Below are 24,690 nucleotides of genomic sequence, written 5' to 3' on the forward strand. Positions count from 1 at the left end.
CGCCCAGTTCTCAGCCGCGTTGTTGTCGTCGGGAAATGGCGGACCCTCCTTTCCGTAGCCGGCGCGTCCCAAGCAGCACCGCAAATTGGGCAATGGCAATGTATGCATCCACGTCATGGATGCTTCTTTATCTAAGCAATCGATTTCTCTGGCTGTTCGATGATGAATATGAAGCGTCAGTTGGCCTGGTGGGGCCATCGGAGTTGTTGAGTGGAATCGCTTGCCCAGTGCGGCCCGGGTGCTGCCATCTTCGGTGGAGTTGCCAATGTGATCTGCAGCCGAACGGCAAAAGGCGGTCGTGGAGACAATGAGCATGGATACAGCCGGGTAGCTGGGACTATCCTCTACCGGGGGAAAATAGCTGCGACAACCGCATGTAGCCGGCGAGCACGGCCGTGCGCGGGACCGTCGGTCGCCCCTGAGGCCGCGATGGTGGCGTGCCGAACTGTTCGGCCCTGTCGCCCACATTACAGCTGCGCCCGCAGTTCCCATGCCACGCCAAATTGAAGTGTTCAGTAGGAGCCACAGCAATATGCACCGTCGTAATCTGATCAAAGGATTCGTTGCACTCGGCGCTTGTCCCATTTGCGCTGAAGCCGCGCGGGCGGCCAGCACCGAATGGGGATATGCCGGCCCGGTCGGCCCCGAACAATGGGGGCATCTGGACCAGACGAATTTGGTCTGCTCGGCGGGCATGCAGCAATCGCCGGTCGATATCAGGGGCGCGGTCAAAGCGGATATTCCGCACATCGCCATAGGTTGGCACCGGGGCGGCGGCAGAATGGTGAACAACGGCCACACCATTCAGATCAACCTGCCGCAAGGCAGCACGCTCACTCGGGGGGATCGTGTCTATGAGCTGCTAGAGTTCCATTTCCATGCACCAAGCGAGCACCACGTCGCAGGTAAGAGTTTCCCGATGGAAGCGCATTTTGTCCATAAGGACCGCAACAGCGATACTGTGGGTGTTTTGGGCGTGTTTCTGAAGCCAGGCGCCACAAATGCCAGCTTTGCCAGGCTTGCTGCCGCATTTCCTGCAACGTCAGGCGAAGAGGCAGCCGTCGATGACGTCGACCCCAACGAGCTTCTGCCGGCTTCTCTTGGCTACTGGACATATGAAGGATCTTTGACGACGCCGCCATGCACGGAAAACGTCGACTGGATGGTGGCGACGGAACCGGTTGATGTCGACCCAGCAGATATAGAGCGATTTACCTCGCTATATCCCGGAAACACGCGCCCTATCCGCGCGCCCAATCGGCGCTTCATCCTGGGCCTAAGCTGACGCCGTAACAGGTCGAAGCACCGCCTGCGCGTCATGTTGATCTGCTTTCAAGATCATAAGGATGTGCTCCGCGTCGCGTAGGCGCTTTGGGCGCTTATTTCGCGCTGGAAGCGGACCAGGACCAAGTTCGGTAACGGTGTTAAGCCATTCTCATAAGGGGGAGAGGTAGGCGTGGCTTTCCTGTTCCAGCAGCATCCGGCCGCATACCGAGCCCATGAACTGGAATTCATGTCAGACCTTCGCAAGGGGTCCATCGCGGATCAAACGCCGTTTCCCTGGGAAACATGGCTCAGTTCCGACAAAGCAATTATGATCGCCCTAGCCACCTCGATTGCGCTCTTGGTCGGGACGCAGGGCCAGCCCCCGCAGATCGATCACGCGGTTCTAAGCCAGCTGCGAACGATTCAGATCAATGACGCATTGCTCCGGCGCGACGTCGTCCGCGCTGGGACGGATATGACATTGGACTACCGTTCGGTTGCTTCTACCGGACAGGCATTGCAAAAGACTCGTGAAAACTTGCAACGTTCTTTCGAGATTTCCTCCGATGAGAGATCAGAGCAATCCAGATTGCTCGCGCAGCTCATAAACTCGATCGAAAGCAAAAAGGCTGCCGTCTCAGTCTTGGTCGAACAAAATCAGCTCATGCAAAGCTGTCTTGCGCAGCTAGCTCGCTCGATTGGTCGCCTTGGGGGGGCACCGTCGAGCATGGTTGAACTTTCGATGCTGATCGTGCTTTCGGCTGAACCGAGGCTCGTTCTGAGCAAGGCTGGAGCTGCCTTATCTTCTTCATGGAGGTTGGACGAAGCTGCCGATCAGATCGCATCTCCGGACACGTTCTCCAAGGCCGCCGAACTGGAGCGAGAGCACCTGGAAGGCTACAGCTTGGCCAGCGCGCAAGCGCAGCGCACGCGACTTTTCTTCGGTTTGGTGTCCATGTGCCTCTGCATATTTGCGATCATTCGGTTCTCCAGGCAGCCTCTGCGGACGAACCGGCTGAAAAGGCGGTTGGAGCTTGAAGAGGCAATGAGTGAGATCGAAACTCGGCTCAACGAAAGTAAAGCAAAGGACGCCTCGGCGCGCTTTTCCACCGAAGAAGCGCTCAGAGTCGTTCAACGCGTTTTCGATGCGGATCAATGCGCGCTCGCACTGGTGGATCCGAGTCTCAGCAGGCATACCGAGTGCTTTGTGGCGAACACGTACACACCCGTCTGGAACGTGGCGCTTATTGATGAAGTCGTTTCACTTGTCCGAGCCGGACGGCCAGTGTTTCGCGTCGTTCGGACCGCCCTAGGGCTTTCCGGTGTTTTTCAAATTGTTGCCTGCAGGGCTTCCGATCAGCAGGTTGTGGTTTGCATCCTTGTTTTTGAAGGAGATCGCTCACTCCCCTCAGCAGACGACCTGCGGGTTCTTGCCAGCGCCATTGTGCGTTTGAGCAACCATCTTGAACTGCAACGTATAAATACGGAACGCGACCTTCTGGTGAGTCGATGGGAGCATGTGGAAAGGCTGAGGACCGTGGGCACGATCGCAAGCGGCGTTACACATGAGTTCAACAACATTTTAGGGGCAATAATCGGCTATTCAGAGATTGCCCAAAGCCTTGTGCGTCGCCCCTCCAGAATCCGTAATCACATCGACCAGATCATTTTAGCTGGACACCGAGCCAAGCTGATCGTCGACCAGATTCTGTCACTAAGCCGAAACCGACAGCGCGTGGCAGTGCCATTCAACGTCTCCGAAATTGTCATGGATCTTGCGCCATTGCTGCGGGTCACAGTTCGGTCGGATGTTCAGTTGAACTTCAAGGTCAACGAGTGGCAAACCGTGGTCGAGGGCAGCCCAACCGAGATACAGCAGATCCTCATGAATCTATGCAAGAACGCGTCGGAGGCTGTCTTGAACGAGGGCCGTGTCGAGGTCAGCGTTTCTCGCGCCCAGGTGCGCCAAACCAAGTCGCTGGCTCAGGGCACCCTGAGACCTGGAGATTACGTTCTCCTCTCCATCAGCGACGATGGCCCAGGAATCGCAAGTTCGATACTTCCGCATGTCTTTGAGCCCTTTTTTACCACGCGCTCTGTCGTCGGCGGGACCGGGCTGGGTCTTGCTGCGGTTGACAGGCACGTGAGCGCGCTCGCAGGATGCCTTGATGTCACGTCGGCTGTTGGCCGAGGGACGCGGTTTGATATCTACCTACCGGCCTCCGACGAGGAGCCAGTCAGCGCTGACATCGCTTTCGGTCGGTACGACGGATCACTTGGCAACGGAGAAATCGTTGCAGTCGTGGAGCCCGATCCAGCAGAGTTGGAGATCTACAGGGACCAGATCGCCGCGCTGGGTTATGAGCCGGTCGGCTTCGCGACCCTCGAAGGTCTTTGCGAGTGGACCGAAAGCGGGAAGGCAGCAGACCTGGTGATTTTAGGTAGAACGCCTTTCCTGGAGCGAGGACAGGCCGAATCCGTATGCCCCACCCTCATGACGGTGCCTGTCATAGTCGTCGGCCAAATCGACTCCATGCCGGTCATATCCGCTAATCAGGCCCTCGTCCTTTGGCTAGCGAAGCCGGTCTCGTCCCGGACAATGGCGCATGCGGTTCGTACAATGATGATGGCATGATACCGCCGAATCGCTCAGCCTATCCAACCACTGCGAGAAGGCCCGTCAAAAAGATATCGAAGCAGAACAGAATGACGCGTCGACACCGGCTTACCGATCCCGAGACGTTGTTCCAGCCTTAGTGCTTGTTGAGAAGGTCGGCTACTGTCTCTCCCCGTCGCCGGGCATCGGCGGCGAGCCATACCTCTCCTACCTCATACACGTCGCCTTGGGTACGGAACGGTATGATGACGTCAATGGCGGCCGACAGCATGTCAAGAAGCGTGCGGTCTTCGACAGCGGCTCCTTGCGCGCTGCTCTTGACGAGTGAAAAGAGCTTCTTGAAACCTTGTACCGGATCAGCCCCATGAATCGTTGATATCGATCCCGCATGGCCGGAGACGACTTCACTAAGGTAGGCCCAAGCGGCGTCATCGCGCATCTCGCCAAGCAATATTCGATCAGGGCGCATGCGCAAGCTGGCTTGCAACAGTTGCTCGGCCGTCACCGCCCCTGCGCCTGCTCGGTCCTTTGGATAGAGTAAGCGGACATGGTTCTCGTGCGGGATTGCAAGTTCGAGCGTGTCCTCGATGCTGATCAACCTCTCATGCGGGGGTATAGCGTTGATCAAAGTCTTGCTCATTGTCGTTTTGCCGCTTCCAGTAGGTCCGCAAAGCAGCATTGTGAGCCGCCCGCAGACGCAGGCTCGCAAAAATTGCTCCAAGTCACCATGGTCGTAGTGCTGAAGAATCGTTTCGTCCTGCCGCTCTTGGCGCTCTTTTCGTGACCGCCATTGATTCCAACGCGAATACTCGTAGCGAGAAGAAACTTCCTTGAGTTCGGTCACACGACTTGAGGGACGCCGTATCGTCAGGCTTATTGTTCCTGAGGGTACTGCGGGGGGCAAACAGATCTGCAGCCGCTCTCCGTTCGGCAACTCAGTCGCGCAGAGGGGGCTTTGCGGTCCGACATCTTGCTTGCGCAGCGCTCCGGCGAGGATCGCGATGTCCTCCAGATCGTCATAAGACAGCGGCAGTGGATGTTTCGTGAAAACGCCGGCCTGTCGGACAAAGGCTTCCCCAGGCCGGTTGATAGCGACCTCTTCGGTTCTTGGCTCCTCAAGCCATTTCAGAACGGGATCGAGAAGCAAACGCAATTGAGGATCAGCCTCCGATTGCATTGTTGTTTCTCCGGCGTTCGCGATGTTGGGGGGATGGCGCTGCGGCAGTCGCTCTAAGATCGTATACATCCGAGAAGTCGAGGTCCCGAGCCACAAAGATGGATACGGCGTCTCCTTGGTTTTTCTTCAGGGTTGGGGGAAGGTTGATCGTCGCTCTCAATGTCGTCTCGACGGCTTGTCCACCATTGCTCTGGAAGCTGTTGGTGCCGCTTCCTCCGCCAGAGCTGGCCGCATATTGACCAGCCGCCTGAAACGCGCCTTGGATGACGCTCATCAGAATCGCTCCGCCAAAGCGTTCCCGGAAGTGATTGTCCACCGTGCCAGGCATTCCGGAGCGGCCGAGCTCGTCAGCCCCCGGCGATGCTATCGAAACGAGGGCATGGTCGGGTGTTTCGATGCGCGTCCACAGCACGAATACACGCGCATCCCCCTGCTGGAGACCGCGCTGGATCTCGCCAATCACGGTTGTCCCGCGATCCAAGAGCACGACGTTGTTGGTGGCGCCTCGGACGGCTTTAGGTAAGACGCACTTCACATAGCCGGGTAAATTTGTGTCGACCGCAGTTTGCAAAATGCAGGGAATGATCGTTCCTTGAGTAATCACGAGATCAGGGTGCGGCAAAAGTGTGGCCCGGCTCGGCTCCTGTATATCTGGCTTCAATCGGCCTGACAGATCGCCACCGTTTGAAATCTCATCTGCGGTCGCCGGAGCATCATTTTGCTTGTCTTCGCTCCGCTGATCGTCATTGGGCATTTGACCGCTGCCGCTGTAGGCGAAAATTGGTGATTCCTCCGGCGGCGGATCATCTGCCGCTGGTAGGGGCGGCGTGGATGGCGCAGGCTCTGCCGCCTTGGCCGCCTCTGCGGGTGCTGGAGGTTCGGGAGCAACCTCGATTGGCACGGGACGGAATGGCTCGACGTTGGCGTCAATTGGCGGTTTTGGCTGAGATGGTTCGTCTTGTGTGCTGGAACGACCTCCGAGCCAGATGAGCGATAGAGACGAGATGAGAACAAGAGCAGCGACGGCCAACTTCTGCGATCCCGAAACATGCCGGCGGGCCGGCTCCGAGACCATCGATCCGGATGCATGGACATCATGTCCCGCCTGTGGACCGGTTTCATTCATCGTCCCGAGCCTTTCAAAACACGCCACACGTCGGGTGTCACTGTACCGGTCGCTGGCGCTCGTCCCACAGGGTCATAAGCTCTGTTGAAAATGGACAAGACCGTGTTGCCATCTCTCAGACGCCATTCCCGGGCGACGGCGGATACTTCAACATAGTCGCCTTTGACCGTGTAATTGGCAGCGGCTTCCTTGCCGTCGGGATTGATAACGTAGAGGGAGGGTATGCGGGAATTGCTTGCGAATCCAAATACGGTCGTAAAGCCATTATCGAAGACTTCCAACGGCGCGAGCGACCGATCGCCCTTTGCGACGTAGTGAAAATTGCTGTCGTCCGGACTGGCAGCTGCGGCGGGCCGATTCAACAAATCCCGAACTCTTTCGTCTTGCAGCACTCTCGCCCGGGCCTGGCCAAGAATTGAGCGCCTTTCTGCTTCCTTTCTCCGAGCAGCAGCCTCATCAGCAGGATAGGTGAACTGCACACTGTAGTATAGATCTGGTTGCTTCTCATCGAGTTTTGGCATCGCTTTCGTTGAAATGCTGAAGACGTATCTGCGGGTACCGGACTCGCTCTCGGCCAGCACGACGACCGGCTGCGGCGACAGCATCCGGCTAGCCTTGAAAAAGAGATAATTGGCGCGCGGGAGCGCAGCCAGGTCTTTGCTATTGGAAACGGCCACGGCTGCGACGGTCTCGTTGGCCGCGAATGTGACAACCAGCGTTGCCCCAACTGCGGTCGATAGGCGCACCACTTCGTCGGGGCGGTAAGCCAGGTAGCGCATCCGAGCATCATGCTTGCCGGCAAGTGGCGTGTCTTCGGCGCACGCTTCCATCGTCAGGAAGAGTGAACAGGCCAGCGCCAGAAATGCTCTTTTTGTCATGGCTGCACGAAGCCCAGGTTCGATACGGTGTCTTGCGAGGCTTGATAGGATGTGACGAGTAGACCTCCCGGATTGGTGAGCCTCGATTGCCCAGGCAGACCCGTCAAGCGCTCGTAGCGGATGGTAGCAGTCCAGGAGGTCACTATCGGCGTCTGCCCATCGATAACAAGCGTACGTTTGTATCGGATCTGCTGAACGTCGGGACTGATGTCATTTGATGAAATATGCCCGACCTCGAGCTTGCCGCGCTTCCCAACCGTGACCTGCGGCGAGGTGGGGTTGGGATAGTTGAAGAAATCTTGATATTGCTGTTGCACAGAAGGTGCGCTGAAACTGGAGACGAGGTCATAGGCGTATTGGGCTGTATCTGCCGTGTAGCCCTCGCGAAGGCGTACATATTCCCATAGCGAAGCGTTTATGACGGCTCGGTCTTGGGTTGCCGGCAGTCGAGAGATTGACACTTCGCTGTCAACGGTACCGTCCGGCCGCACCCAGAGGAACACAGGTACGAGCTTGGCCAACGGGACCATGGCAGCGATGGTAAATGCCTGGGCGACATTTCCCAGGACCGCCGCTGCGGCAAAGGCTATAAGCGCCTTTGACAAGCGCCGCGCAGACTTCGCTCGAGAAGTTTGAAACGCTTCCACCTTCTTATAGTGAGCGGCTAGCGTTTCTCTCTCCACCAGAAGGGCATGTTCAGGAAATTTCACTTGGGCTCTTCCGCGCACTCGACCTGAAGATCCTCAGGAGTGGTTTCCCATTGTCCCGCGTTCAGTTGGAATGGCGTACCCGTGCAGGTCGCAAGCCGATCGGTTGTCTTGCAGGCCGCCAAAGCGAGGATTAGCAACAGTAGATAGCGTTTCATGTTTTTGGCACCGGTTGATTGATTAACCACCCGCCGTTTTGGCAAAGTAGCGGTTGAGGTTGCTAAGAGGTCGGTTCTCGCCTGCCAAAGAGCCGCCGGCGATGCTGCTGGCGATCGTCGGAAGCGCGATGATCAGAGCGTCGCCAGCGAGGAAGAGCATATCGAGCTCGTAAAGCCCGATGATCTTGGCTGCTGTCGTGCCCGACATTTTGATTATGATAAGCATTGCTGTCAGCGAGACTGCTTCGGCCGCAATAACTATCGTCGCAACGATGTTGAGAAGGAGAAGCAGCAGCCCGTACGAGAGCAGTTGGCCGATCCATCTGGTGGCCATGTCTCGCGTGCGATCAAAAAGGTAGCCGACAAGGACCAGGGGGCCGATCGCCAAGAGCAGCTTCGTCAGAATTCCAACGGCATCGTAGATCTCGAACGCCGTCCACAGCGAGCCGTAGAAAATCCATTGCGCTCCCTGGAAGGCAAGTATGTCCTGGCCATTCATTGTCCCAATTTCGGAAGCAATCATCTGAAAAGCATACTGGCTTGCAGCAAACATAAAGTCTAGCTTCCGAGGAATATCGACGAATGGCAAGTCGCTGCTACTTATCTTGTGAGCAAATCTTGGAATCGTGTCGTCGAAGAACGCTTCAATGTACTGCTGGTAGTTAGACTGGTCCAAGATCAGGGCAACGACAATCGACACCATGATTACGCGCGAGATACTCCCGCGCGCATCGACTTGACCACGCATGACCAGACAGCCTTGTATTATTATCCAAAGCGTTACACACGCAACCAGAGGTGCGCTGACCGCCTCTTGGATCTTTTCAAGCACGTTGTGCAGCCCTGAGGTAAAGGCCAGATCAAAGATCGTGTGTATGGCCGTGAATGGCGCGGCAATCTTGAAATTCATGGCCTGAGCCTGATTTGTCCCTGATCAGCCCAGTTGAGCCGGACGAACTCTGCGTGGTTCACGGCAGTGTGCCAAACATCTTGGCGGTGTCCTGGCGCTCGCGACGCTGCGTGGCGGCCTCCTCCACGGCGTGAAGGCTGCCTTGTGCAGTGGTCATCGTCAGCAGACTCGTGGCCTCGACATTTTGGATGACCGCATCGTGAATCTGCTTGAGGACCAGACCGTTGGTCACGGTGGCCTGCACAATATTTCGCGAGCGCGAAAGCTGACCAGGCGTGTTGTCGTTAGCCTTAAGGCGCTTGTCCATTGTGTCCAGAGTGTCGGCTGCAAGAGCTGCCGCATTGGCGGCACCAGTGATTTGCCCCTCTAACAGTTTCGCTTCTGAATCGGTGCCGGTGACTCTCCGGGTTGGGTCTTGCACAATGGTACGCGCCATGGTCGAAACCGGCGCCCGAGCATCAAACATCTGCCCCTCCAGCTTATTGCTCGATGGGTAGTGGTTTCCCTGGTTCAGTGCGCCCAGCAGACCCGTGACAGCAAATGACGACTTCAGTATCTCTACCATTTCGATCGTGGTAGCGAGCGTCTGAGCTGACTTTATAAGCATCGCCGCTGTGGAACCCGCTGTTAGGCCCGCTTGTACTGTCACTGCCGGGTCGGTGACGATTAATTGCGACCTGGCCTGTGTGCTAAGCAGAAAGGAAACAGCAAACGTCGTCACTACAAGTTTGGCAAATCTCATGAATATGCTCCTTCAGTCTTGAACTTCGTGGTAACGAGCCATGAACTCGTCGAGCCACCCGCTTGGGGCATCTCCGTGCTGGTCACGAAGCTGGTCGGCAAAGCGCACGGTGTTGGCCCGCCCCGAGAGTACGGCTACGTACTCGCGCATCTGGCCAAGGTCGAATTCGCAAACAACACTCCCGCTGTCGCGCTTGAGCAAAAACTTGCGGCTGCCAATTGCCATTCCGTGGCGGATCGCCTCGAACTCCTGCGTGGTGCACTTCAAGCCATCGACATACGCGGCCCGGTCCGCAGTCGGTGACGGGTAGAAAATCTTCGTCATGCATTGTGCAACGAGACTGGCTCCCAGCGGCGATTCCAGCACGTGTTCGGGCTGCTGCGTTGCAAGTATCAACATCCCGTTGTTCTTGCGGACGGTGAGCAAGAACTTGTCGATAACAGCCGAGAACTGCGGGTTGAGCAGATAGAAGCGAAATTCGTCGCAGCTCATGACGAACCGACGGCCATCGACAACGGCGCCCACGCGGTGCAGAAGATATGCGGCGGCCGGCGCACAGACCTCCTCATATTCCAGGAGCTGCGTCATGTCGAAGCCGGTGATGGAGGCATCAAGCCTTACTTCGTCGACATCGCCGTCAAAGGCCCATCCAAGCGCATTCCCTCTACACCACCGCTGCAGCCGTGCTCCTGCGCCCTCGGAGGGGCCGTGCAGCAGGAATTCGCGCAGGCCCGCAATTGAGCGCATCACGGGTTCGAACGAAAGTTGACGAACAATGCCACGTTCTAGTCGGCGGCTTTCCTCCGGCGAGATCGGACCGCGGCCGTCACTCTCGATAAGGGCCATCAACCATTCGCGCAGAAAGTCCAACGAGGCGGAGGTGTTGTCCAGTCCACGCAGAGGGGCCAAGCCGCTCGGAGCGCCTCTGCGCAAGGCTAGATATGTCCCCCCCGTGGCCCGCACCAGCAGTTCACCACCCCGGTCCTTATCGAAAAAGACGATGGCACCATCGCGATCGACCACGCTTTGCTCAAGCATCGCGAGGATAAAGGTCATCAGCGTCGTCTTGCCTTTGCCGACGGGCCCGAATATCGCCGTCATGCCAACGTCATTCTCATGGGGGATGTAGTCGAAAGAAGTTCCACCGTTCGTGCGAAAGCGCGCAACAGCTTTGCCCCAGTGGCCGGATGCGGAACCGTTTGGGAAGTTCTCAAATGACACGAGCCCGGCAAAATTGTGCGAGGTGATCGCCCCGGGGCGTGTGCGCCACCTGTTGTTCCCCGGAAGTTGGGACCAGTACGCGGCCTCCATACCGATACCCTCTTGGACGATAACGGCGCCCGCATCGGCCAGCCTTCCGCGGGCATTTGCTGCGCGATCTGCAAGGCTGTTGAGGCTCTCGGCATAGACGCACAGGCTCAGATGATGCGAACCCATGACGAACTGGTTGCTTGCCAGTGCGTCCTCTGCTTCGGCAAGTTCATTGATCTGGGTGAGAGCCTTGTCGCCGGCGCTCGTCATCTGGCTGGACTTAAGGCTAAGCTTCGCATGAGCTTGGGGCCGAGTGAGGAAGGAAAAGCTCTGGCTGAGCACAAGCGGGAAGTTGGCCGACAGCAAGGGATTTAGCATGCCGGGCCGCGTCGTCGCCGGATATTCACGGAACGAAAACAATGACCCCACCGAGCTGCCCCCGGGCCGTCGAATCTCAAGCGCCCGCTTCCCGCAGATGACCTGGTCAGTGTAGATCGAGGCGCCGAGTGAGCCGCTAACCATCGGAACCGGAAGAAACCGGCACGTCATTATCAACCGAAGCGCCTCACCGATTTCCGTGAAGAGCACGTCGCCTTTCTCACGAATGCCCAACCGGCGCAGACCGTAACCGCCCAGTGAGCCAGCAATGATCTGCCAGAGGTCCTCCAAGCTTCGCATTTGTGTGGCCAGATCGTTGTCATTGCCTCTGGACGATTTGGCGCTACGCCAGCCGATCTTGCCGATTGCGGTGCGGGGGAACACGACGACAGTGAGGAAATGGTCGTTGCGAAATAGCTTGCCCGACAGCACACGGCTCTCATACGCCTCGCTCAGACTGCCAGCGAATGCACTTTGAAACTGGCGCGATGCCGGCTCCGGCACATCGTTGTTTCGCACAAGATGGGCGTACAGCGTGACATTGTCGTCGGCGATGTTGCGCAAGAGAGTGTTGAACGCGCGGCAGCGCGAGTTGCGCATCTCAGCGTCTTCCAAATCAAATGGCAGCCCGTTCAGATGTGCCATGGCCATAATCGATCCATCTTCCAGAAGGACAACCTGGTCGCTCAGATGACCGACATACGGAAGGTAGATCTCGCCAGATCTCTCGGTCCTGCCACTGGCGCCAAACATCACACCATTCCTCTTCCGCGCTTCGGCACTCTGATCGGATTGGCGCTGACGCTCGCCCCGCCCCAGACCGACCCATCCACGCTTCTGCCGGCGGTCTGCAAATAGAGAAACGCCACGCTTGCGGCGTTATAGTCGCGCTCAACAATCAGCCGTGCTCCGAACCAGAGTGGCACGAGCACGACTTCATAGAGCGGGTTCTTAAGGATGATGATGACGAGTCCCGCCAACATCATGAGCGCTCCGGCCAGCGTCAGCGGCACCCCCAAAAACAGTGCGGGGCGTGTCGCCGCCACATAGAGGGTGCTCACTTCCAGCCGGTCGCTCATCAGCCAGCGCCTATCAGCGCCTTGCCCAGGAAGCTGGCGCCAAACATGATGACGATTCCTCCAACGACACCCGCAACCAGGCCAAGTGAAGCACGACCGAACATCCAGGAGATCCCGATGGCCACGAGTCCGAGCACGGCCAGTGATTGTCCGAAGGGACCAAGTATGAAGGTGCAGATATTCTGGACCATCTTGGCGGGATCCGTCCCTCCGGTCACCTGTGCCGCGGCCGGCCCGCTGGAGAAGACCGTCCACGCCACGCCCGCAGCAGCGGCCGGCGCGTATTCAGCCGCCATTCGCAGCATGGAAAAAGGCGAAGGAACACGCGTTTTAAGCGCACGAAGTATTTTGAGTGGCTTGATCATTGTATCTCCATGTTTCAATCGAATACGAGTTTGTTCGGATTCGAGGGTTCCCGCTCATCGGCAGCCTGGCTGTCTGTCGGACCGGAGGGATCGGCCCCGGAGCGGTTTGTCTGATAGGAGCCCCAGATGGCCCAGGAATTTTGGCGGGGCTGCTTTTGGTTGGCCTTTTGGTTCAGTTGGAGCAGAGGCGGCACTGCTTTCCGACCCGGTGCCTCAAGGTGTGGCGCATCTTGGGCGGTCGGCTCCTGCGTTGTCTCTGACATGTCCTTTGCGGCCAACTCGACCTTGCGTACATAACCGTTGGCAAAGCCACGCGTGACGTCACCCGTGTTATAGGCCGAGATGGCACGGCGAAGCGCCAGTTGCTGCGCCGGGGCAGTCGCGCCGCCGGCATACCGGCTTTCAAGCAAGTGGGCGGCGGCCGAAAGCGAGGCGCAGGGCTCGAAAGCCTTTTCCGGCGTGAGATTGAGCGTGGGAAAGTTGTTGCTGTTTATCTGCATCAATCCAACATCGACGGAATGTTGTGCTTCGAGTCGGTCCTTGATGCCCCGCGTGGCTTGCAGGTGGTCTATCCAGCGAAGCTGCTCACCTGTGGTGTTGTCATGAGCCACCAGCGTTTCAAAGCCACTTTCAATCTTGGCAATCGCGGCAAGGGTGGACGGCGCGACCCAGGGAGCGCATTTGCGTGACAGGCGGTGGAACTCACGGGGCGAAAGTGGGGCGGGCTCGGCTGGGAGTGACATGGATGTCAACAGAACGATGGCCAGCGGCCAAACTGCAATAAACATTCCCTATCACCTACCTTTCCAAGCTGCCCGACGGGTTCTGGCCCTGTCCGGAACACGCTTATCGGGGCGGTTTGTTACTGTGTGATGTTCAAGTTCAGCTTTTCGGCTTCAACTGAAACAAAGACCTTGATCGTGGCAGTGTGGGTGAGCATCTTGCGCAAGCGCGGGTTGGCGGATCCGATTAGCCAGCAGCGACATGCAAAGGATCTTGGTGCGACGAGTCCTGTGCGGGATTGCCCGTCCCGGTCGCCTGTTGCTTTTGGACTGTAAGCCGCGGCTTCGGCGGCAGGATGGTGATGGAATCTTCTGCCAAGGTCGAATCAAGGAGAGCATCGAGGCTAGTCCAGGCTGCGGATGCCGTGGGTCGGTCCAGCGAGAGGGCCGAAGAAGGCGCCAGTCCCCACGTTGCGGTATGCTGCCAGTTCTTTAAGAGACAGCCATGCGTGGCCCTGCACGGGCAGGTCCATCGGTTGACATCGCGAGCTCGTCTGCGCTGGCTGGAGGGGGCCGTCCGCGGGGCGCGGAAACGCAGCAGCGCAGCCCATCTTGGTGCGAGCCTGATTCAGCTGTTCGGCGAGCCGCACCCCATTTGGCGGCGTCCGAGGCCGCTGCCGACAAGAATAGTGACCAGCTCAAAGGGAGGTGTCGCGTTCAACTGATAATGCTAGCTCGGAACCGTAACCGCAACCGACCTGCCGGTCGCGCGGACCAGGGTTTGGAACGCCGGCCCCTCCCCCCGGGAAGAACTCGCTTGGAAGGAGACATACCATGGCCCAAGGCTACAGCAGCGACACGGCCGCTCTTGCGCCCACCGCCTCTGCGATCAATCAAACGCCGCGCTCCGCCACCGCTTCGGAGCCGGACGCACGAGCGGCAGGATTTCGAGTTGATGCAGCTCCGCCATCGCCAGAACCGCGGCGACTCAAGGACACGGCAGGAAACTGGGCGTCCGTGCCGTCGAAGTCGAGTGCTGTTGCCGGGCCAGCAGGTGAGCTCGAGCTAGAGCTGAAGGATCGCACGGCAGGGTCATGCCGGCGACTGGACCTGGTCTCCTGGTCACGGACTGACTTGATGCGGTCATTTGGCTGTGGATGAAAGACCAGGACGAGCAACGGCCTCACATTGGCCGCACGCAACGGCGCGTGGCAGCAGGGGCAGCTGTGGTGGGTTGGTCCAGAAGGTTGCCGGGCAACAGCTTTGGAATCAAGGGGATTCAAGATTGAAGGTGAGCCGTTGAAACATGTTCTTGTCATTGACGATGATGCCGCAATGCGACGCCTCATCGCCGAGTATCTCATGATGCATGCGTTGAAGGTGACTGCAGTCAACGATAGCAAGCAGTTCAACCACGTTCTATCTCATGAGCCGGTCGACCTCGTGGTCGTTGACCTCAACCTGGGCCGTGAGGATGGGCTTGCGATCGTCCGCAAGCTGGCGACAAAATCGGATTTGCCTATCATAGTGATCAGCGGCGACCGGCTCGATGAGGCCGAAAAAGTCGTTGCACTGGAGCTCGGCGCAACCGATTTCATTCCCAAGCCTTTCGGCCTGCGCGAGTTCCTGGCCCGCATTCGCGTAGCGCTACGCCAGCGCATTTCCAGTCCGCGAACGAAAGATCATCGCTCATTCCGGTTTGGAGCTTGGAAGCTCAGCGTCAAACAGCGGCGGCTGATCTGTGCAGAGCGTGGCGAGGTCAAGCTTACCGCATGTGAGTTCAATCTCCTGATCGCGTTCCTGGAGAACCCCCGCAGTGTACTATCCAGAGAACGGCTTTTGCTCGCGAGCCGTGTGCGTGGTGAAGAGGTCTACGATCGAAGTATCGATGTCCTGATCTTGCGCTTGCGCCGGAAGCTCGAGGCTGATGCGGCCAATCCTCGCCTGGTCAAGACGAGTCGTGGTGCGGGGTACTTCTTCAACGCTGACGTGGACGTTAGCTACGGAGGCACCTTGGCCGCGTGACAGGGGCGATTCTGGCAATTGCTGACGAGGAGGGTGATCAAGCCAAAGCGGTGTTCTCAGGCCACGGCCTTTAGCTCGGCGCCGGGGTACAGGCCAAAGGCGTAGGTCGTCGATCTGGCTGTTGGGATGGCTGTTGACGATGCTGGTGAGGACGGCGGCGAGATAGCCGAGTGGCTGGACACCATTGAGCTTGCGGGTCTCAGCGATGCAATCATCGCCCCTTGTTTGGGCACCGCAGTTCGAGCCAGCGAAGAGCGCGTTCTTGTCGTTTGAGCCCGATCGCACGGATTGAGCGCTCGACGGTGTTGCTGCCGATCGCGATGCGACCCTCCCAACGAAGCGCGAGAGACCCAATTTGAGAAGTGTGAATCGCCTTGTCGAGCGTAAGCGCCTCGCCGATCGCCTATGGATTTGGGCTTGACGTTTTCCGGAATCGCCAGGGCATGAGTTCCTCGATCTGGCTCTGCGGATGGCCGTTGATGATGGCGTCGAGAGTTTCGGCGAGGTAGGCAACGGGATTGACGTCGTTGAGCCTGCAGGTGGCCACGACGGATGCGAGCAGTGCCCAGTTTTCGGGCGCAAATTCATGGCCAGCAAACAGAGCATTTTTTCTGATCAAAGCATACTGGACGGATGGCGTTTTCGACTGGGTTGATGTCGAGCTCGAGCCAGCCGTCGTCGAGGAAGCGGGTGAGCCCCTCCCAGTGAGCGAGCCCATAGCGGATGTCTTCGGCCAACCTGGAGCCGGAGGAGATCATCGACAGTTGCTTGTCCAACCATGGTTTCAGGGCGGCGATGATCGGCGCGGAATAATCCTGTCGAGCGGCAAGCCGGGCTTGAGGCGATGCGCCGCGCACTGTTGCCTCGATAGCGTGGAACGCCGCGATCCGGCGTATCGCCGCTTCGGCGATCGGGGACTTGGTGTTACGCGCCAGCTCGCAAACCGTCGGCGCAGGCGGCTCCAGCAATGGACGAGCAGTCACGGTCCTTGCGGCCGTTCCAGGCATGTCAGCCGGTCATAGCCCTCACAGGGTCAATGAACAGGCGATCCGCGTCAGCCAGACGCCGGCGCATGTGCTCGGCTATCGGCTTGAGATCGAAGCAGGCCCGGCCTGCCCAATTGCCCAGTGTGGCGCGATCCAGTTGGATGCCCCTGGCGGGCGTAGATTTCGGCCTGCCGGTAGAACGGCAAATGATCACCGACCTTGGCGACGATGACCTGGGCGATTAGCGCCTCGGTCGGCAGACCGCCGGGCACGATATGCTCGGGCGCATGCGCCTGCACGACCGCGCTCGAGCAGCGCCGGCAAGCGTATTTCGGGCGGCGCGTGACCAGCACGCGCAACTGCGCCGGGATCGCGTCGAGCCGCTCGCTGACATCCTCGCCGATCCTTAGCCATCTCGCCGCAGCCGCAGGGGCACAGCGTGCTGTGGGCTCGATGATCCGTTCCACTCGCGGCAGATGAGCCGGCAAGTGACCACGGTTGCGCGGGCGTGAACCGGACGCGCCGTCCGAACGACCCTGGATGACCCGCTGCGCCCTTTCCTGCGCGGCGTCGAGCACGCCCTGCGCGATCTCCACGTCTTCGAGCGGCAGGTGGTATTGATCGGGATGCAGCTTCTCGGACCTGGCGCCGAACTTCTCGTGATTGAGTTGACCGACGATGGTCTCCAGGCGACGCCGCGCCTCTTCGGATTCAGCCAAGGCAGCCTGGTGCTCGGCCAGGGTCGCTTGCGTCTGGGCCAGGAGCGCCTTCAAACGCTCGTTCTCTTCCTGGAGAACCGTCAGATTCATGCACTGAAATCAACCACGTGATCTCCGAGAACGCCACGGAGACAACGCAGCTGAGTCACCGTGCCACACTCATCCGGCCAATTGCGGACGCCGTGCCCGCTCGGGGCCGAACCAGTCTCCAGTCCAGCCCTTCTAACAATGCCGGGGACATCGCCGGCGACATGCGCATCACCCCGTCGCGAACCTGCGGCCAGACGAACTTCGAGCCTCGAGCCGCTTGTGAATGAGCACAAGGCCGGTGCGATCCCAGACCAAAATCTTGATCCTGTCAGCCCTTTTGGCCCGGAAGACGAAGGCCGCCCCCGCAGTAGGGGTCGAGGCCTAGCATCTCCTGCACAGCCAATGCCAATCCGTCCATGGCGCGCCGGAAGTCAACCGGCCGGGTCGCCACGTAGATCTTCAGTTCGGCGCCCGTGCAATCATCGCGAGGCCCGAACCGCTCGGATCACTTGCGACAGCTGCTCGAGGTCAACCGTCGTTCGGATCACCATGTCGTCGATCACAATTTCCACCCTCGCGCTTGCGCCGATTCGGTGGCCTCATCGTCCGCTGAGGCGCCGACGATTCGTCCACCATCAGCGGCGCGAACATCGGCGCCATGCTTTCTGCAGTGCCAGTTGTCCCTGACGAAGGCGACGCCGCCAATCGGCGGGTCGCGCCATGCTTGCGGGCGACCGCCGCCACCTGCACCTCCGGCATCAGGCTCTCGGCGGCAATCCGGGCTCTGTCGGCCTCCGAGCGAACCCGCCGTCCCGTCGGACCGTCCAGAACCTCGAGCCGGCCTGCGCAGCCAGCTGTTGGGACGTGGTCGCCAAAAGAGCTGTTCTGCTTCATCGCGGCCATCGAGCTCAACGCCCCGCGTCGGAGCGCTCTCTGCTTCTGTAGGAAGTCATGAGGTCCGCTCGGGCTTGATCGGGGTCTTGCCTGATGGACGACGTGTTTGCTGCACTCGCTTGCGGCCCCGTGCTGAGGATTTGCGGATTTTCAGTCCTCTGCCTCTTCGCCGGTGTCAACAGCGCTGTGTAGTGTTCATTGTTTATGATGACGCCCCCGCTGTTCACGCGGTTGCTCCTTTCAAGTGCACTCGTCAGCTCGGCCTGGGCGTGGCGAGTCCTGCTCACGTGCCGTTCAAACGAGGCTGGCGCGACTTGTCGGGCTTGCTGCGCTTGCAACACCGCGTGTCGCACCTGCGACCCGGCTGCTCCAAACGCTTCCGCGGGGCTTGCAAGCTCGTGGGGCAAGCGCCCCTGCCACAGTCGGTTTTGCAGCGCCTGCCGATCGGGGACGAGGGCCTCGAGGTGCAGCGGCCGCTGCGGGTCTGGCAAGTCTTGGTTCGCCAATCTCTCAACCAGCGAGCGCGTGCCGTCCACCACGAACACGCCGCAATCAACACCGTTGTTCTGCAGGGCCATGGCGGGTGTCACCACGGTGGTCACTTCCAGTCTGGCTGCGAGCTCTCGTGCAGGCGCGTCATTGTATGGCAGTCCATCGCCACGACGGATGGAGTCGTAGTGATAGGCAACCGCTTTATCCGGATCGCTGCGATCTACGAGCAGCAGCGACCAATGCTCGTTGCGTCCATCATTCTCCGCCGTAGCGATGGGATCGCCACTGTTCACAGGCAGGAACACGAAGTCGGCTGCGACGTCGTTTTGATGATAGATGGACAGCACTATAGGGTTCGGGTCCCGGTCGTGACGGCGCAGTTGCTGGGAGACCAAGGAATCCACTAGCCGCGTTCGGGCGGCGAGTGCTGGGTGGTGCATCTGCAGGCTCTGCGCCAGCAACTGGTAATCCCTGCTGATATGGGCGTCACCCAGCAGGTCGGGGCCGAGCACCGCCCCTTCGGGGAGGTTGAACGAGCCTGACGGAAGGGCTGCGATGTGAGCCTCGGAGGAGGTGGTCAGATCGACCAACGGAACACCGCGATAGGTGTCTGACTGCGTCGCTGGCAAGGCGGGTTCTGGAGCCCTTGCCGGTACTGCTGCCGCTGCAGCTTCCCTGATCGCACCGCGATGGACGAGCCAAACGGCGTTGCCGCCCTCCGGCATCAGGGCGGTGTAGCCGTGACCTTTGATATCGAAGTTCCATTCCGGCTTGTCGGCATCCGGCAAGAGGCCATGGTGATTGAGAAAAGGGAGCATCGCCTCTGGGACGCGTTGAGTCCCATGGGAGAAGCCGTTGGGGACGGCGGACGAAAGGTCTATAAGGTCCTCGATCGCCGCGGGGGGCGCCTCAGACCTTGCGGAGGGCGCGGCCCGCTGCATCCTTCTGATGGGCTCGGCCCCTGTGCCTGGAACGGGTACCCCAGCCAAGGGCAATTCACCGAACTGCTGCATGGGGGGCTGCATTGGCACGCGGCCGCCTGAATTGCCGATTTGGCTCGGCTGCTGCTGAAAGGCGACGACTTGCGGCGTATTCAGGGCCGTCAGCCTCTCCGCTGGCCACAGCGCTGTGGAATGTTCATTGTTGGTGACGACCCCCCGGGGTGCCCGGTGGGCGCCCTGATCAAGCGCATCCGGCAAGGGCTGTATCTGCTGTTGGCTGGCAGCTAGGACTGGCGGAGCGGCGGCCTGAACTCCGGCCCATCCAGAGCTTGCGAAAGCGTCCGACATGCTTGTGTTGAGGTTATCCCGTCCAGCGGGCATGCTTTGATTGTTGAAAAAAGACGAGGCGGCTTGATCATTCTGCCCTTCCTGAAGCGCGTCGAGCAACCCCTGCTCGATTCGCACAAGCGCCTCTGTATTGGTTGGCACCACGTCGGCTCGATCAACGAACAGCGATAGGTTCGCCTTGGCAAGCGCGTATGAGTCCGCTTTGCGAATCCGCTCTAGCGCGTAGCTGAGATAGCGATCGTCTGGGTACAAGCTCTCGGCGATTTTCGCCCGCTCATCGTGATCCAGCCCAGTGATCGTCTGACCCTGTTTGTCAAGCGCCGCAGAAAATTTGCGAAGACTACGACTATAGATAACACGGGTGCCTGAAGCCAACCCGCTGTCACCGGCCGCTTGTTCCAGGAGGTGCGCGTCTGCCTTTGCGGGCACCGGCCGGTCAGCAACTGAATAGTCCGGCTCATGATACGCACGCAGGACGTTCAACGCCGGCTTCATATCAGGGTAGTCCGAAAAGAAAGTATCGAGGTGGTCGACCAGGGATTGGTGATTTGTTAGATCATTCGCTTGGCCGCGCTCGCCGAAATGATTCGCCAATCGGCGAAGCGAATAAGTGTAAGCTTGAAGCCTACTCTTGCTATAGCCTTGCTGAGAATCCGCAGCCTGGGCGATCGCCTTATCAATAACGTTCCAGTGTTCGTCGGACACATGGCGATAGCTGGGGTCACGACGTACTCGAGGCGCGACAGGAGCCGGATTGGAGCGGCGCGGCGCGGCCACGTGCTGCTCAATGCCCACTTGCCGGGCCGGACCCGCATCAGGCAAGCGGCCATCGCGGTCCGAGGAAGAGAGCATCGCCTGTGGGACGCGTTGAGTTCCATGGGAGACGCCTTTGGGGAGGGCGAACGAGACGGTAATGGAGCTCCCGATAGCAGCGGAGGGCGCTTCAAATTTTGCGGAGGGCGCGGCCTGCACATGCATCCTTCTGATGTGTTCGGCCCTTGCGCCTTGAACTGGTAGCCCTGCCAATGGCAATTCAGCCAACCGCTGCATGAGGGGCTGCATCGGCACGCGGCCGCCCGAATGGCCGATTTGGCTCGGCTGCTGGTGAAGGGCGACGGCTTGCCGCGCATTCAGGGCCGCCAGCCTCTCCGCTGGCCACAGCGCTGTGAAATGTTCACCATTGACGATGACCAACTGTGGCCGGTGGTTGCCCTGGTCAAGCGCATCCGACAAGGGTCGGATCTGCTGTTGGCTGGCAGCTACGATTGGCTGAGCGGCTTGATCATTCTGCTCTTGGTGAAGCACGTCGCGGAGCCCCTGTTCCACTCGCAGAACGGCCCCTTCATTGTGCGCCTCGTCGGCTCGATCATCGAACATCGGCCGGAACGCCTCGGCCACTTGCTGCTCCACGCTCACTCGCCGGGCCTCGCCCGCTTGCCGCCCTTCCAAGCCGGCGTCCTGCGGCAAAGCTGTTGCACGGGATGGATTTTTTCGCGGGTCCACACTAGCCTCACATCAAACGGTATCGTTAAATTCCTGCGCCAATCCACGCGGCGGCTCATCGAGTCGAAAGTCTGTGGAGAGTTCCTCCTCTGCTTCCGTCAACGGTGCCGGCTCCGGGAGGGCGCCTGTCTGGCCTTCAAAGATGCGTTTCAGAATGCGGTCCGAAAAATATCGCACCTTCCTCAATTGCAATGGTGGCAGACCTTTGATGAGAACGATCTCGTAGTCGTCGTCGAGCAGCCGAACCTGTTCGGGACGCAACAGCGGTGCACCTTGATGCGAATTCTGAATGTTCCAATCGAATCTTCGCGCCTGGCTGTAGGAAATCGATTTGGCTTCAAACGTGTATTCACCGATGGCTTTGGAAATGTAATTTGGGGTCTCGTCATCGGCCGTTGCCATGAACACTTGCAGGCCGGTATTGCTGAGAAAATTCTGCTTGCCAGCCTCTCCATAAGCCCCTGTCAGTGCCGAAAGGCTTTGGATGATGAGCATGAAACGCCCCTTGTAGCCCGCGATAGTCGTAATTGCGGTCTCGATCGCCTCCAGCTTACCCAAGTGCTTGAACTCATCGAGCAGGAAGAGAACCTCGTGCTTTTCCTCCGGGCGGGGCAGCGACCGCTGTAGAATTGAAACGATCTGCTGAAAAAACAAGCGTATCAAAGGCGCGATCACCTCAAGGTCGTTCGGACCAACGCAAAGATAGATGCACGTTCTGCGACGGCGAAGATCATACACCGAAAAGTCCGAGCGACTTGTGGCCGCCTTAACAGCGGGATCCGCCCAGAGATTGAGCCCGCCATCGCCGAGCACTGACGTGTAGGAGGTCAGTATTTTTGTGTCGTTCCCCGCCATGTCGTCGAAGATGCGTTGAGCCTCTTTGTTCCGGGTCTCCATCGCGAGTTGCGCGAAGAGCTTAAACTTCTCCCCCGGCTGGGCGAAGAGATCATAGACGGCGCCGATTGTCGGCGTACCCCGCTCGATGCAGGCAAGGATCCCCGCGACAAAGATATCTCGCGCGCCGCTGATGAAACCTTCCGCGCCTTCCCCCTTGGCCGTAATCAGGTTTGCGGCCAAGCGGCGGGCTTCCGTGAATTGGAGCTGTGGAGGCAGCGCTATAAGGTCCAACAGTGGATTGTAGCAGTTCGTGCGCCGCTCCGAATCCAGCGGCGCGAATTTGAACACGTCATCGCCTGCGGCTTTGCGCGCCCTCGAGGTGAGCTCAAAGAGCTCCCCCTTGACGTCCAGAGCTATCACTGAGCCTTTGAATGTAAGTAGCGTTGGAATGACTACGCCGACGCCCTTGCCAGCGCGGGTCGGTGCAACGATGAGGCTGTGAGGCTGCTCGCCATTGGTCAGGTAGTAGCCAGGCCAGAAAGGGCCACTCGTCTTCCCAAATACCGGTCCTTTCACGCCACGGTATCGTCGCAGATATCCGGTGCGTCGCATTTCATCCACTCGAGCCCAACGAGCCGTCCCGTGGTGTTCGAGCTTGCGGCGCAACACGACCTGCTGAATCAGCAAGACGACCACGGATGTCGAGAGCACGATAGCCGCGCCCCGATAGAAGACGGGGGTTGCGAAACCCAGATAGAAGGGCGTCTCAAACCAAAAGGCACGGACATCAAACGCCATCAAGGCCTCGCCGCCACCGCCGTGGCGGAAGGTTGCGTACAGACTTGCCGCACAGAAGCCCACGGCGAGCGAGCAGGCGATGCTAACGGCTAGGTTGGGGGTCGTCGTTTTGGTTGAAGGCATTGTTCCATTGCCTGCCGCAGCTCATGGTGCGGCCTCAGACACCGAACCGACGTCGCGATGTCGCCGCTCGACAGATCGATGCCGAGGCAGGTGGCGCAATGGCTGCATCGCACCACCCGGCAGACGTGGTTTTTTGAAAGTTACACAAGTTAGTGCGTCAACGGCCAGCGACTTGGAAACAGCCAGGCCGTGAACGGAATTCGGGAGACAAAGCGTCTATACCGTTGCCGAGACCTCAACGACCCCCGCGATCCCTGTTTCTGGTGGACTCCTGCAGGTCCGCTCGGGCCTGACTGTAGCTGCGGTTTATGGCCTGCCCTATTAGACCACCCCGCTGCAGCTGTTCATAGGAGATTTGCGTGCCTGTCGCATGAACCGCAGCCTCAAGCCCTGCTATGTGGGCGTCCAGATCCGCATGCCGTTCCTGTGCATGCTGCGGCGGAGGCATTTGCCGCAAGATGGGTTCCAGGCCGGGAACTGCGTGAGCTTGGGCCTGTTGATTTGGATCCATCTGGTGATACGCCTGAAAAATAGCATTCTGTGCCACCATCCTGATGTTGCCGTTCGGATCAGACATCAATTCAACGGCTTGATCAAGAATGCGAGATTGGTTTTCGTTATTGAACTTGCCGAAATTGGGCGCAACGTTAAGAGCTCCGAGAGCTTGCGAGGCCGGATCCATGTTGCCAATGCGATTGACAACAGCATCTTGCATGTGTGGCGTTAGGTAATTGGCTATATTGCTGACCGCTCTGACTTGCTCCAATGCAACGTTGTCCGGCTGGTACCCCAATTCGGATGTCAGCTTCCAGGTCAGCTCGACGGCTGATCGTCCGAGCTGATTGCCGCGCCTTTCAAATTTTGCGAGTTCAGTTTCTTGCCCGGGTTGACTGCCCCGAATGGCTGTTCGCGCTTCCTTCCCGAGGCCTTTGAAGCCTGCAAGATTTCGCGCTGTATCGCGCGGGTTAGCGGTTACCAGCCGTTCTGCCACCTGCGTTAATGGCCCCTCTGTAAGGGACAGGATGGTAGAGGGTTCCCTGGCTTGTTCCCTGGCTTGGGATGAACTTGCAGCTGCGCGTGCCCGTTTGTTATCGCGATCCATTGCTCGGTCTCCAAAGTCGTTATTCTATGAGGTTATCACCCAAGCCTGACCTGCTGAACCGATATGGTGTTACAGTTGTAGTCTGGCAGAAGGTTCCGGTCCCGTCCCAGCCAAGATGACGAGGCTGGCATCAAATGCTGTGAGTGACTTCTGCCAAAGCGCATGAATGGTACGCCCCGGCTCTGTCGCCTCCTCCTTCCGGTCGTTGTAAGAGCCCGGGATGATATCCTCGCGGCAGCTTCTCCTTTGAGCGCAGGGGGGGGATGATCGAGGGTTGCTACGACGACCATCGCCCGCTCCGGCTGATCAGCCGCGGCCGAGCTCTCATGCCTGCCTGGCAGGGAAATCAGTCCGACCTGACCGGCAATTTGCGCGGCCGCCAATAGCACCACCGTGCCTTGCCACCATCCAGGGACTTCCTGCTGCAGACTCATGGTAATCTCGCCACGGGGCCGGTGACAGGCGAGGTGCAAAGGACGGGCGGGAAAGATCGCGCTGGCGGGCAGCACGGCATCG

General features: G+C 59.1%; 21 protein-coding genes and 3 pseudogenes. 3 read left to right on the forward strand and 21 right to left on the reverse strand.

The features are described from left to right. Positions 1 to 532: 532 nt before the first annotated feature. Positions 533 to 1,285 (forward strand): carbonic anhydrase, encoded by a 753-nt coding sequence (locus MESOP_RS30470; RefSeq protein ID WP_013533332.1) that lies wholly within the window; start codon positions 533 to 535, stop codon positions 1,283 to 1,285. 171 nt (positions 1,286 to 1,456) lie between these two features. Continuing rightward, positions 1,457 to 3,901, forward strand: a complete 2,445-nt coding sequence (locus MESOP_RS30475; RefSeq protein WP_013533333.1) for an ATP-binding protein — start codon at positions 1,457 to 1,459, stop codon at positions 3,899 to 3,901. Positions 3,902 to 4,019: 118 nt separating this feature from the next. Here MESOP_RS30475 and virB11 read toward each other — a convergent pair whose 3' ends face one another. From virB11 to MESOP_RS30530, 11 genes are all read right to left on the reverse strand, one after another. Next, on the reverse strand, positions 4,020 to 5,060 hold the full coding sequence (gene virB11 / locus MESOP_RS30480; protein ID WP_013533334.1) for a P-type DNA transfer ATPase VirB11: 1,041 nt from the start codon (positions 5,058 to 5,060) through the stop codon (positions 4,020 to 4,022). Then, the gene (gene virB10 / locus MESOP_RS30485) at positions 5,044 to 6,186 is read right to left on the reverse strand and encodes a type IV secretion system protein VirB10 (protein WP_013533335.1); all 1,143 of its coding nucleotides are present in this window, start codon (positions 6,184 to 6,186) and stop codon (positions 5,044 to 5,046) included. The genes virB11 and virB10 overlap by 17 nt, the downstream gene beginning before the upstream one ends. Next, positions 6,183 to 7,064: a TrbG/VirB9 family P-type conjugative transfer protein gene (locus tag MESOP_RS30490; protein WP_013533336.1), complete on the reverse strand. Its 882-nt coding sequence runs from the start codon at positions 7,062 to 7,064 to the stop codon at positions 6,183 to 6,185. The genes virB10 and MESOP_RS30490 overlap by 4 nt, the downstream gene beginning before the upstream one ends. After that, positions 7,061 to 7,774, reverse strand: coding sequence for a type IV secretion system protein VirB8 (locus MESOP_RS30495; protein WP_013533337.1), 714 nt, complete (start codon positions 7,772 to 7,774; stop codon positions 7,061 to 7,063). Before MESOP_RS30495 ends, MESOP_RS30490 begins: the two co-directional genes overlap by 4 nt. After that, positions 7,771 to 7,929 (reverse strand): type IV secretion system lipoprotein VirB7, encoded by a 159-nt coding sequence (locus MESOP_RS30500; protein WP_013533338.1) that lies wholly within the window; start codon positions 7,927 to 7,929, stop codon positions 7,771 to 7,773. The genes MESOP_RS30495 and MESOP_RS30500 overlap by 4 nt, the downstream gene beginning before the upstream one ends. 22 nt (positions 7,930 to 7,951) lie before the next feature. Next, positions 7,952 to 8,839 (reverse strand): type IV secretion system protein, encoded by an 888-nt coding sequence (locus tag MESOP_RS30505; RefSeq protein ID WP_013533339.1) that lies wholly within the window; start codon positions 8,837 to 8,839, stop codon positions 7,952 to 7,954. Between the two features lie 58 nt (positions 8,840 to 8,897). Beyond that, positions 8,898 to 9,581, reverse strand: a complete 684-nt coding sequence (locus tag MESOP_RS30510; protein WP_013533340.1) for a type IV secretion system protein VirB5 — start codon at positions 9,579 to 9,581, stop codon at positions 8,898 to 8,900. Between the two features lie 12 nt (positions 9,582 to 9,593). Next, positions 9,594 to 11,963, reverse strand: a complete 2,370-nt coding sequence (gene virB4, locus MESOP_RS30515) for a type IV secretion/conjugal transfer ATPase VirB4 (RefSeq protein ID WP_013533341.1) — start codon at positions 11,961 to 11,963, stop codon at positions 9,594 to 9,596. After that, the gene (locus tag MESOP_RS30520; protein ID WP_013533342.1) at positions 11,963 to 12,289 is read right to left on the reverse strand and encodes a type IV secretion system protein VirB3; all 327 of its coding nucleotides are present in this window, start codon (positions 12,287 to 12,289) and stop codon (positions 11,963 to 11,965) included. The genes virB4 and MESOP_RS30520 overlap by 1 nt, the downstream gene beginning before the upstream one ends. Then, complete coding sequence (gene virB2 / locus MESOP_RS30525; protein WP_411908931.1) at positions 12,289 to 12,594, reverse strand: pilin major subunit VirB2; 306 nt, start codon at positions 12,592 to 12,594, stop codon at positions 12,289 to 12,291. The genes MESOP_RS30520 and virB2 overlap by 1 nt, the downstream gene beginning before the upstream one ends. Before the next feature lie 74 nt (positions 12,595 to 12,668). After that, positions 12,669 to 13,442: a type IV secretion system lytic transglycosylase VirB1 gene (locus MESOP_RS30530; RefSeq protein ID WP_013533344.1), complete on the reverse strand. Its 774-nt coding sequence runs from the start codon at positions 13,440 to 13,442 to the stop codon at positions 12,669 to 12,671. A 1,233-nt stretch (positions 13,443 to 14,675) separates the two neighbouring features. Here MESOP_RS30530 and virG point away from each other — a divergent pair. Beyond that, positions 14,676 to 15,401 (forward strand): two-component system response regulator VirG, encoded by a 726-nt coding sequence (virG, locus tag MESOP_RS30535; protein ID WP_013533346.1) that lies wholly within the window; start codon positions 14,676 to 14,678, stop codon positions 15,399 to 15,401. Positions 15,402 to 15,551: 150 nt separating this feature from the next. Here virG and MESOP_RS36630 read toward each other — a convergent pair. The 10 genes and pseudogenes from MESOP_RS36630 to MESOP_RS34270 form a co-directional block, all read right to left on the reverse strand. Beyond that, positions 15,552 to 15,686: pseudogene (locus MESOP_RS36630) on the reverse strand (hypothetical protein); the annotation flags it as partial. Positions 15,687 to 15,804: 118 nt separating this feature from the next. After that, positions 15,805 to 15,948 (reverse strand): transposase domain-containing protein, encoded by a 144-nt coding sequence (locus tag MESOP_RS36635; protein ID WP_245306699.1) that lies wholly within the window; start codon positions 15,946 to 15,948, stop codon positions 15,805 to 15,807. A gap of 37 nt (positions 15,949 to 15,985) precedes the next feature. Beyond that, the gene (locus MESOP_RS36365; RefSeq protein ID WP_245262912.1) at positions 15,986 to 16,408 is read right to left on the reverse strand and encodes an IS66 family transposase; all 423 of its coding nucleotides are present in this window, start codon (positions 16,406 to 16,408) and stop codon (positions 15,986 to 15,988) included. A 1-nt stretch (position 16,409) separates the two neighbouring features. Then, positions 16,410 to 16,601: an IS66 family transposase gene (locus MESOP_RS36830; protein WP_420845284.1), complete on the reverse strand. Its 192-nt coding sequence runs from the start codon at positions 16,599 to 16,601 to the stop codon at positions 16,410 to 16,412. Then, positions 16,558 to 17,196 (reverse strand): annotated as a pseudogene (locus tag MESOP_RS36375) (transposase domain-containing protein); the annotation flags it as partial. The pseudogene MESOP_RS36375 and the gene MESOP_RS36830, both read right to left, overlap by 44 nt. A 55-nt stretch (positions 17,197 to 17,251) precedes the next feature. Beyond that, a pseudogene (gene tnpB, locus MESOP_RS36835) lies at positions 17,252 to 17,599 on the reverse strand (IS66 family insertion sequence element accessory protein TnpB). A gap of 65 nt (positions 17,600 to 17,664) precedes the next feature. Continuing rightward, entirely contained in the window at positions 17,665 to 18,039 is a 375-nt protein-coding gene (locus MESOP_RS33095; RefSeq protein WP_174299069.1) for a hypothetical protein, read from the reverse strand. Positions 18,040 to 18,044: 5 nt separating this feature from the next. After that, entirely contained in the window at positions 18,045 to 21,227 is a 3,183-nt protein-coding gene (locus MESOP_RS30555) for a C48 family peptidase (protein WP_013533348.1), read from the reverse strand. A gap of 99 nt (positions 21,228 to 21,326) precedes the next feature. Beyond that, entirely contained in the window at positions 21,327 to 23,072 is a 1,746-nt protein-coding gene (gene virD4 / locus MESOP_RS30560; RefSeq protein WP_013533349.1) for a type IV secretion system ATPase VirD4, read from the reverse strand. Between the two features lie 235 nt (positions 23,073 to 23,307). Then, entirely contained in the window at positions 23,308 to 24,174 is an 867-nt protein-coding gene (locus MESOP_RS34270) for a hypothetical protein (protein ID WP_013533350.1), read from the reverse strand. Positions 24,175 to 24,690: the final 516 nt, after the last annotated feature.

Origin of the sequence: Mesorhizobium opportunistum WSM2075 (genome assembly GCF_000176035.2) — a bacterium.
GTDB classification, from domain to species: Bacteria; Pseudomonadota; Alphaproteobacteria; order Rhizobiales; family Rhizobiaceae; genus Mesorhizobium; species Mesorhizobium opportunistum.

Coding starts and splice junctions, on each gene's coding strand:
- MESOP_RS30505 (WP_013533339.1), bottom strand. CDS start 8,839: ATGAATTTCAAGATTGCCGCGCCATTCACGGCCATACACACGATCTTT.
- virD4 (WP_013533349.1), bottom strand. CDS start 23,072: ATGCCTTCAACCAAAACGACGACCCCCAACCTAGCCGTTAGCATCGCC.
- MESOP_RS30490 (WP_013533336.1), bottom strand. CDS start 7,064: ATGACAAAAAGAGCATTTCTGGCGCTGGCCTGTTCACTCTTCCTGACG.
- MESOP_RS30520 (WP_013533342.1), bottom strand. CDS start 12,289: ATGAGCGACCGGCTGGAAGTGAGCACCCTCTATGTGGCGGCGACACGC.
- MESOP_RS33095 (WP_174299069.1), bottom strand. CDS start 18,039: ATGGCCGCGATGAAGCAGAACAGCTCTTTTGGCGACCACGTCCCAACA.
- MESOP_RS34270 (WP_013533350.1), bottom strand. CDS start 24,174: ATGGATCGCGATAACAAACGGGCACGCGCAGCTGCAAGTTCATCCCAA.
- MESOP_RS30470 (WP_013533332.1), top strand. CDS start 533: ATGCACCGTCGTAATCTGATCAAAGGATTCGTTGCACTCGGCGCTTGT.
- MESOP_RS36365 (WP_245262912.1), bottom strand. CDS start 16,408: ATGCCTGGAACGGCCGCAAGGACCGTGACTGCTCGTCCATTGCTGGAG.
- MESOP_RS30530 (WP_013533344.1), bottom strand. CDS start 13,442: ATGTTTATTGCAGTTTGGCCGCTGGCCATCGTTCTGTTGACATCCATG.
- virB2 (WP_411908931.1), bottom strand. CDS start 12,594: ATGCTGCGAATGGCGGCTGAATACGCGCCGGCCGCTGCTGCGGGCGTG.
- virB10 (WP_013533335.1), bottom strand. CDS start 6,186: ATGAATGAAACCGGTCCACAGGCGGGACATGATGTCCATGCATCCGGA.
- MESOP_RS30510 (WP_013533340.1), bottom strand. CDS start 9,581: ATGAGATTTGCCAAACTTGTAGTGACGACGTTTGCTGTTTCCTTTCTG.
- virB4 (WP_013533341.1), bottom strand. CDS start 11,963: ATGTTTGGCGCCAGTGGCAGGACCGAGAGATCTGGCGAGATCTACCTT.
- virB11 (WP_013533334.1), bottom strand. CDS start 5,060: ATGCAATCGGAGGCTGATCCTCAATTGCGTTTGCTTCTCGATCCCGTT.
- MESOP_RS30500 (WP_013533338.1), bottom strand. CDS start 7,929: ATGAAACGCTATCTACTGTTGCTAATCCTCGCTTTGGCGGCCTGCAAG.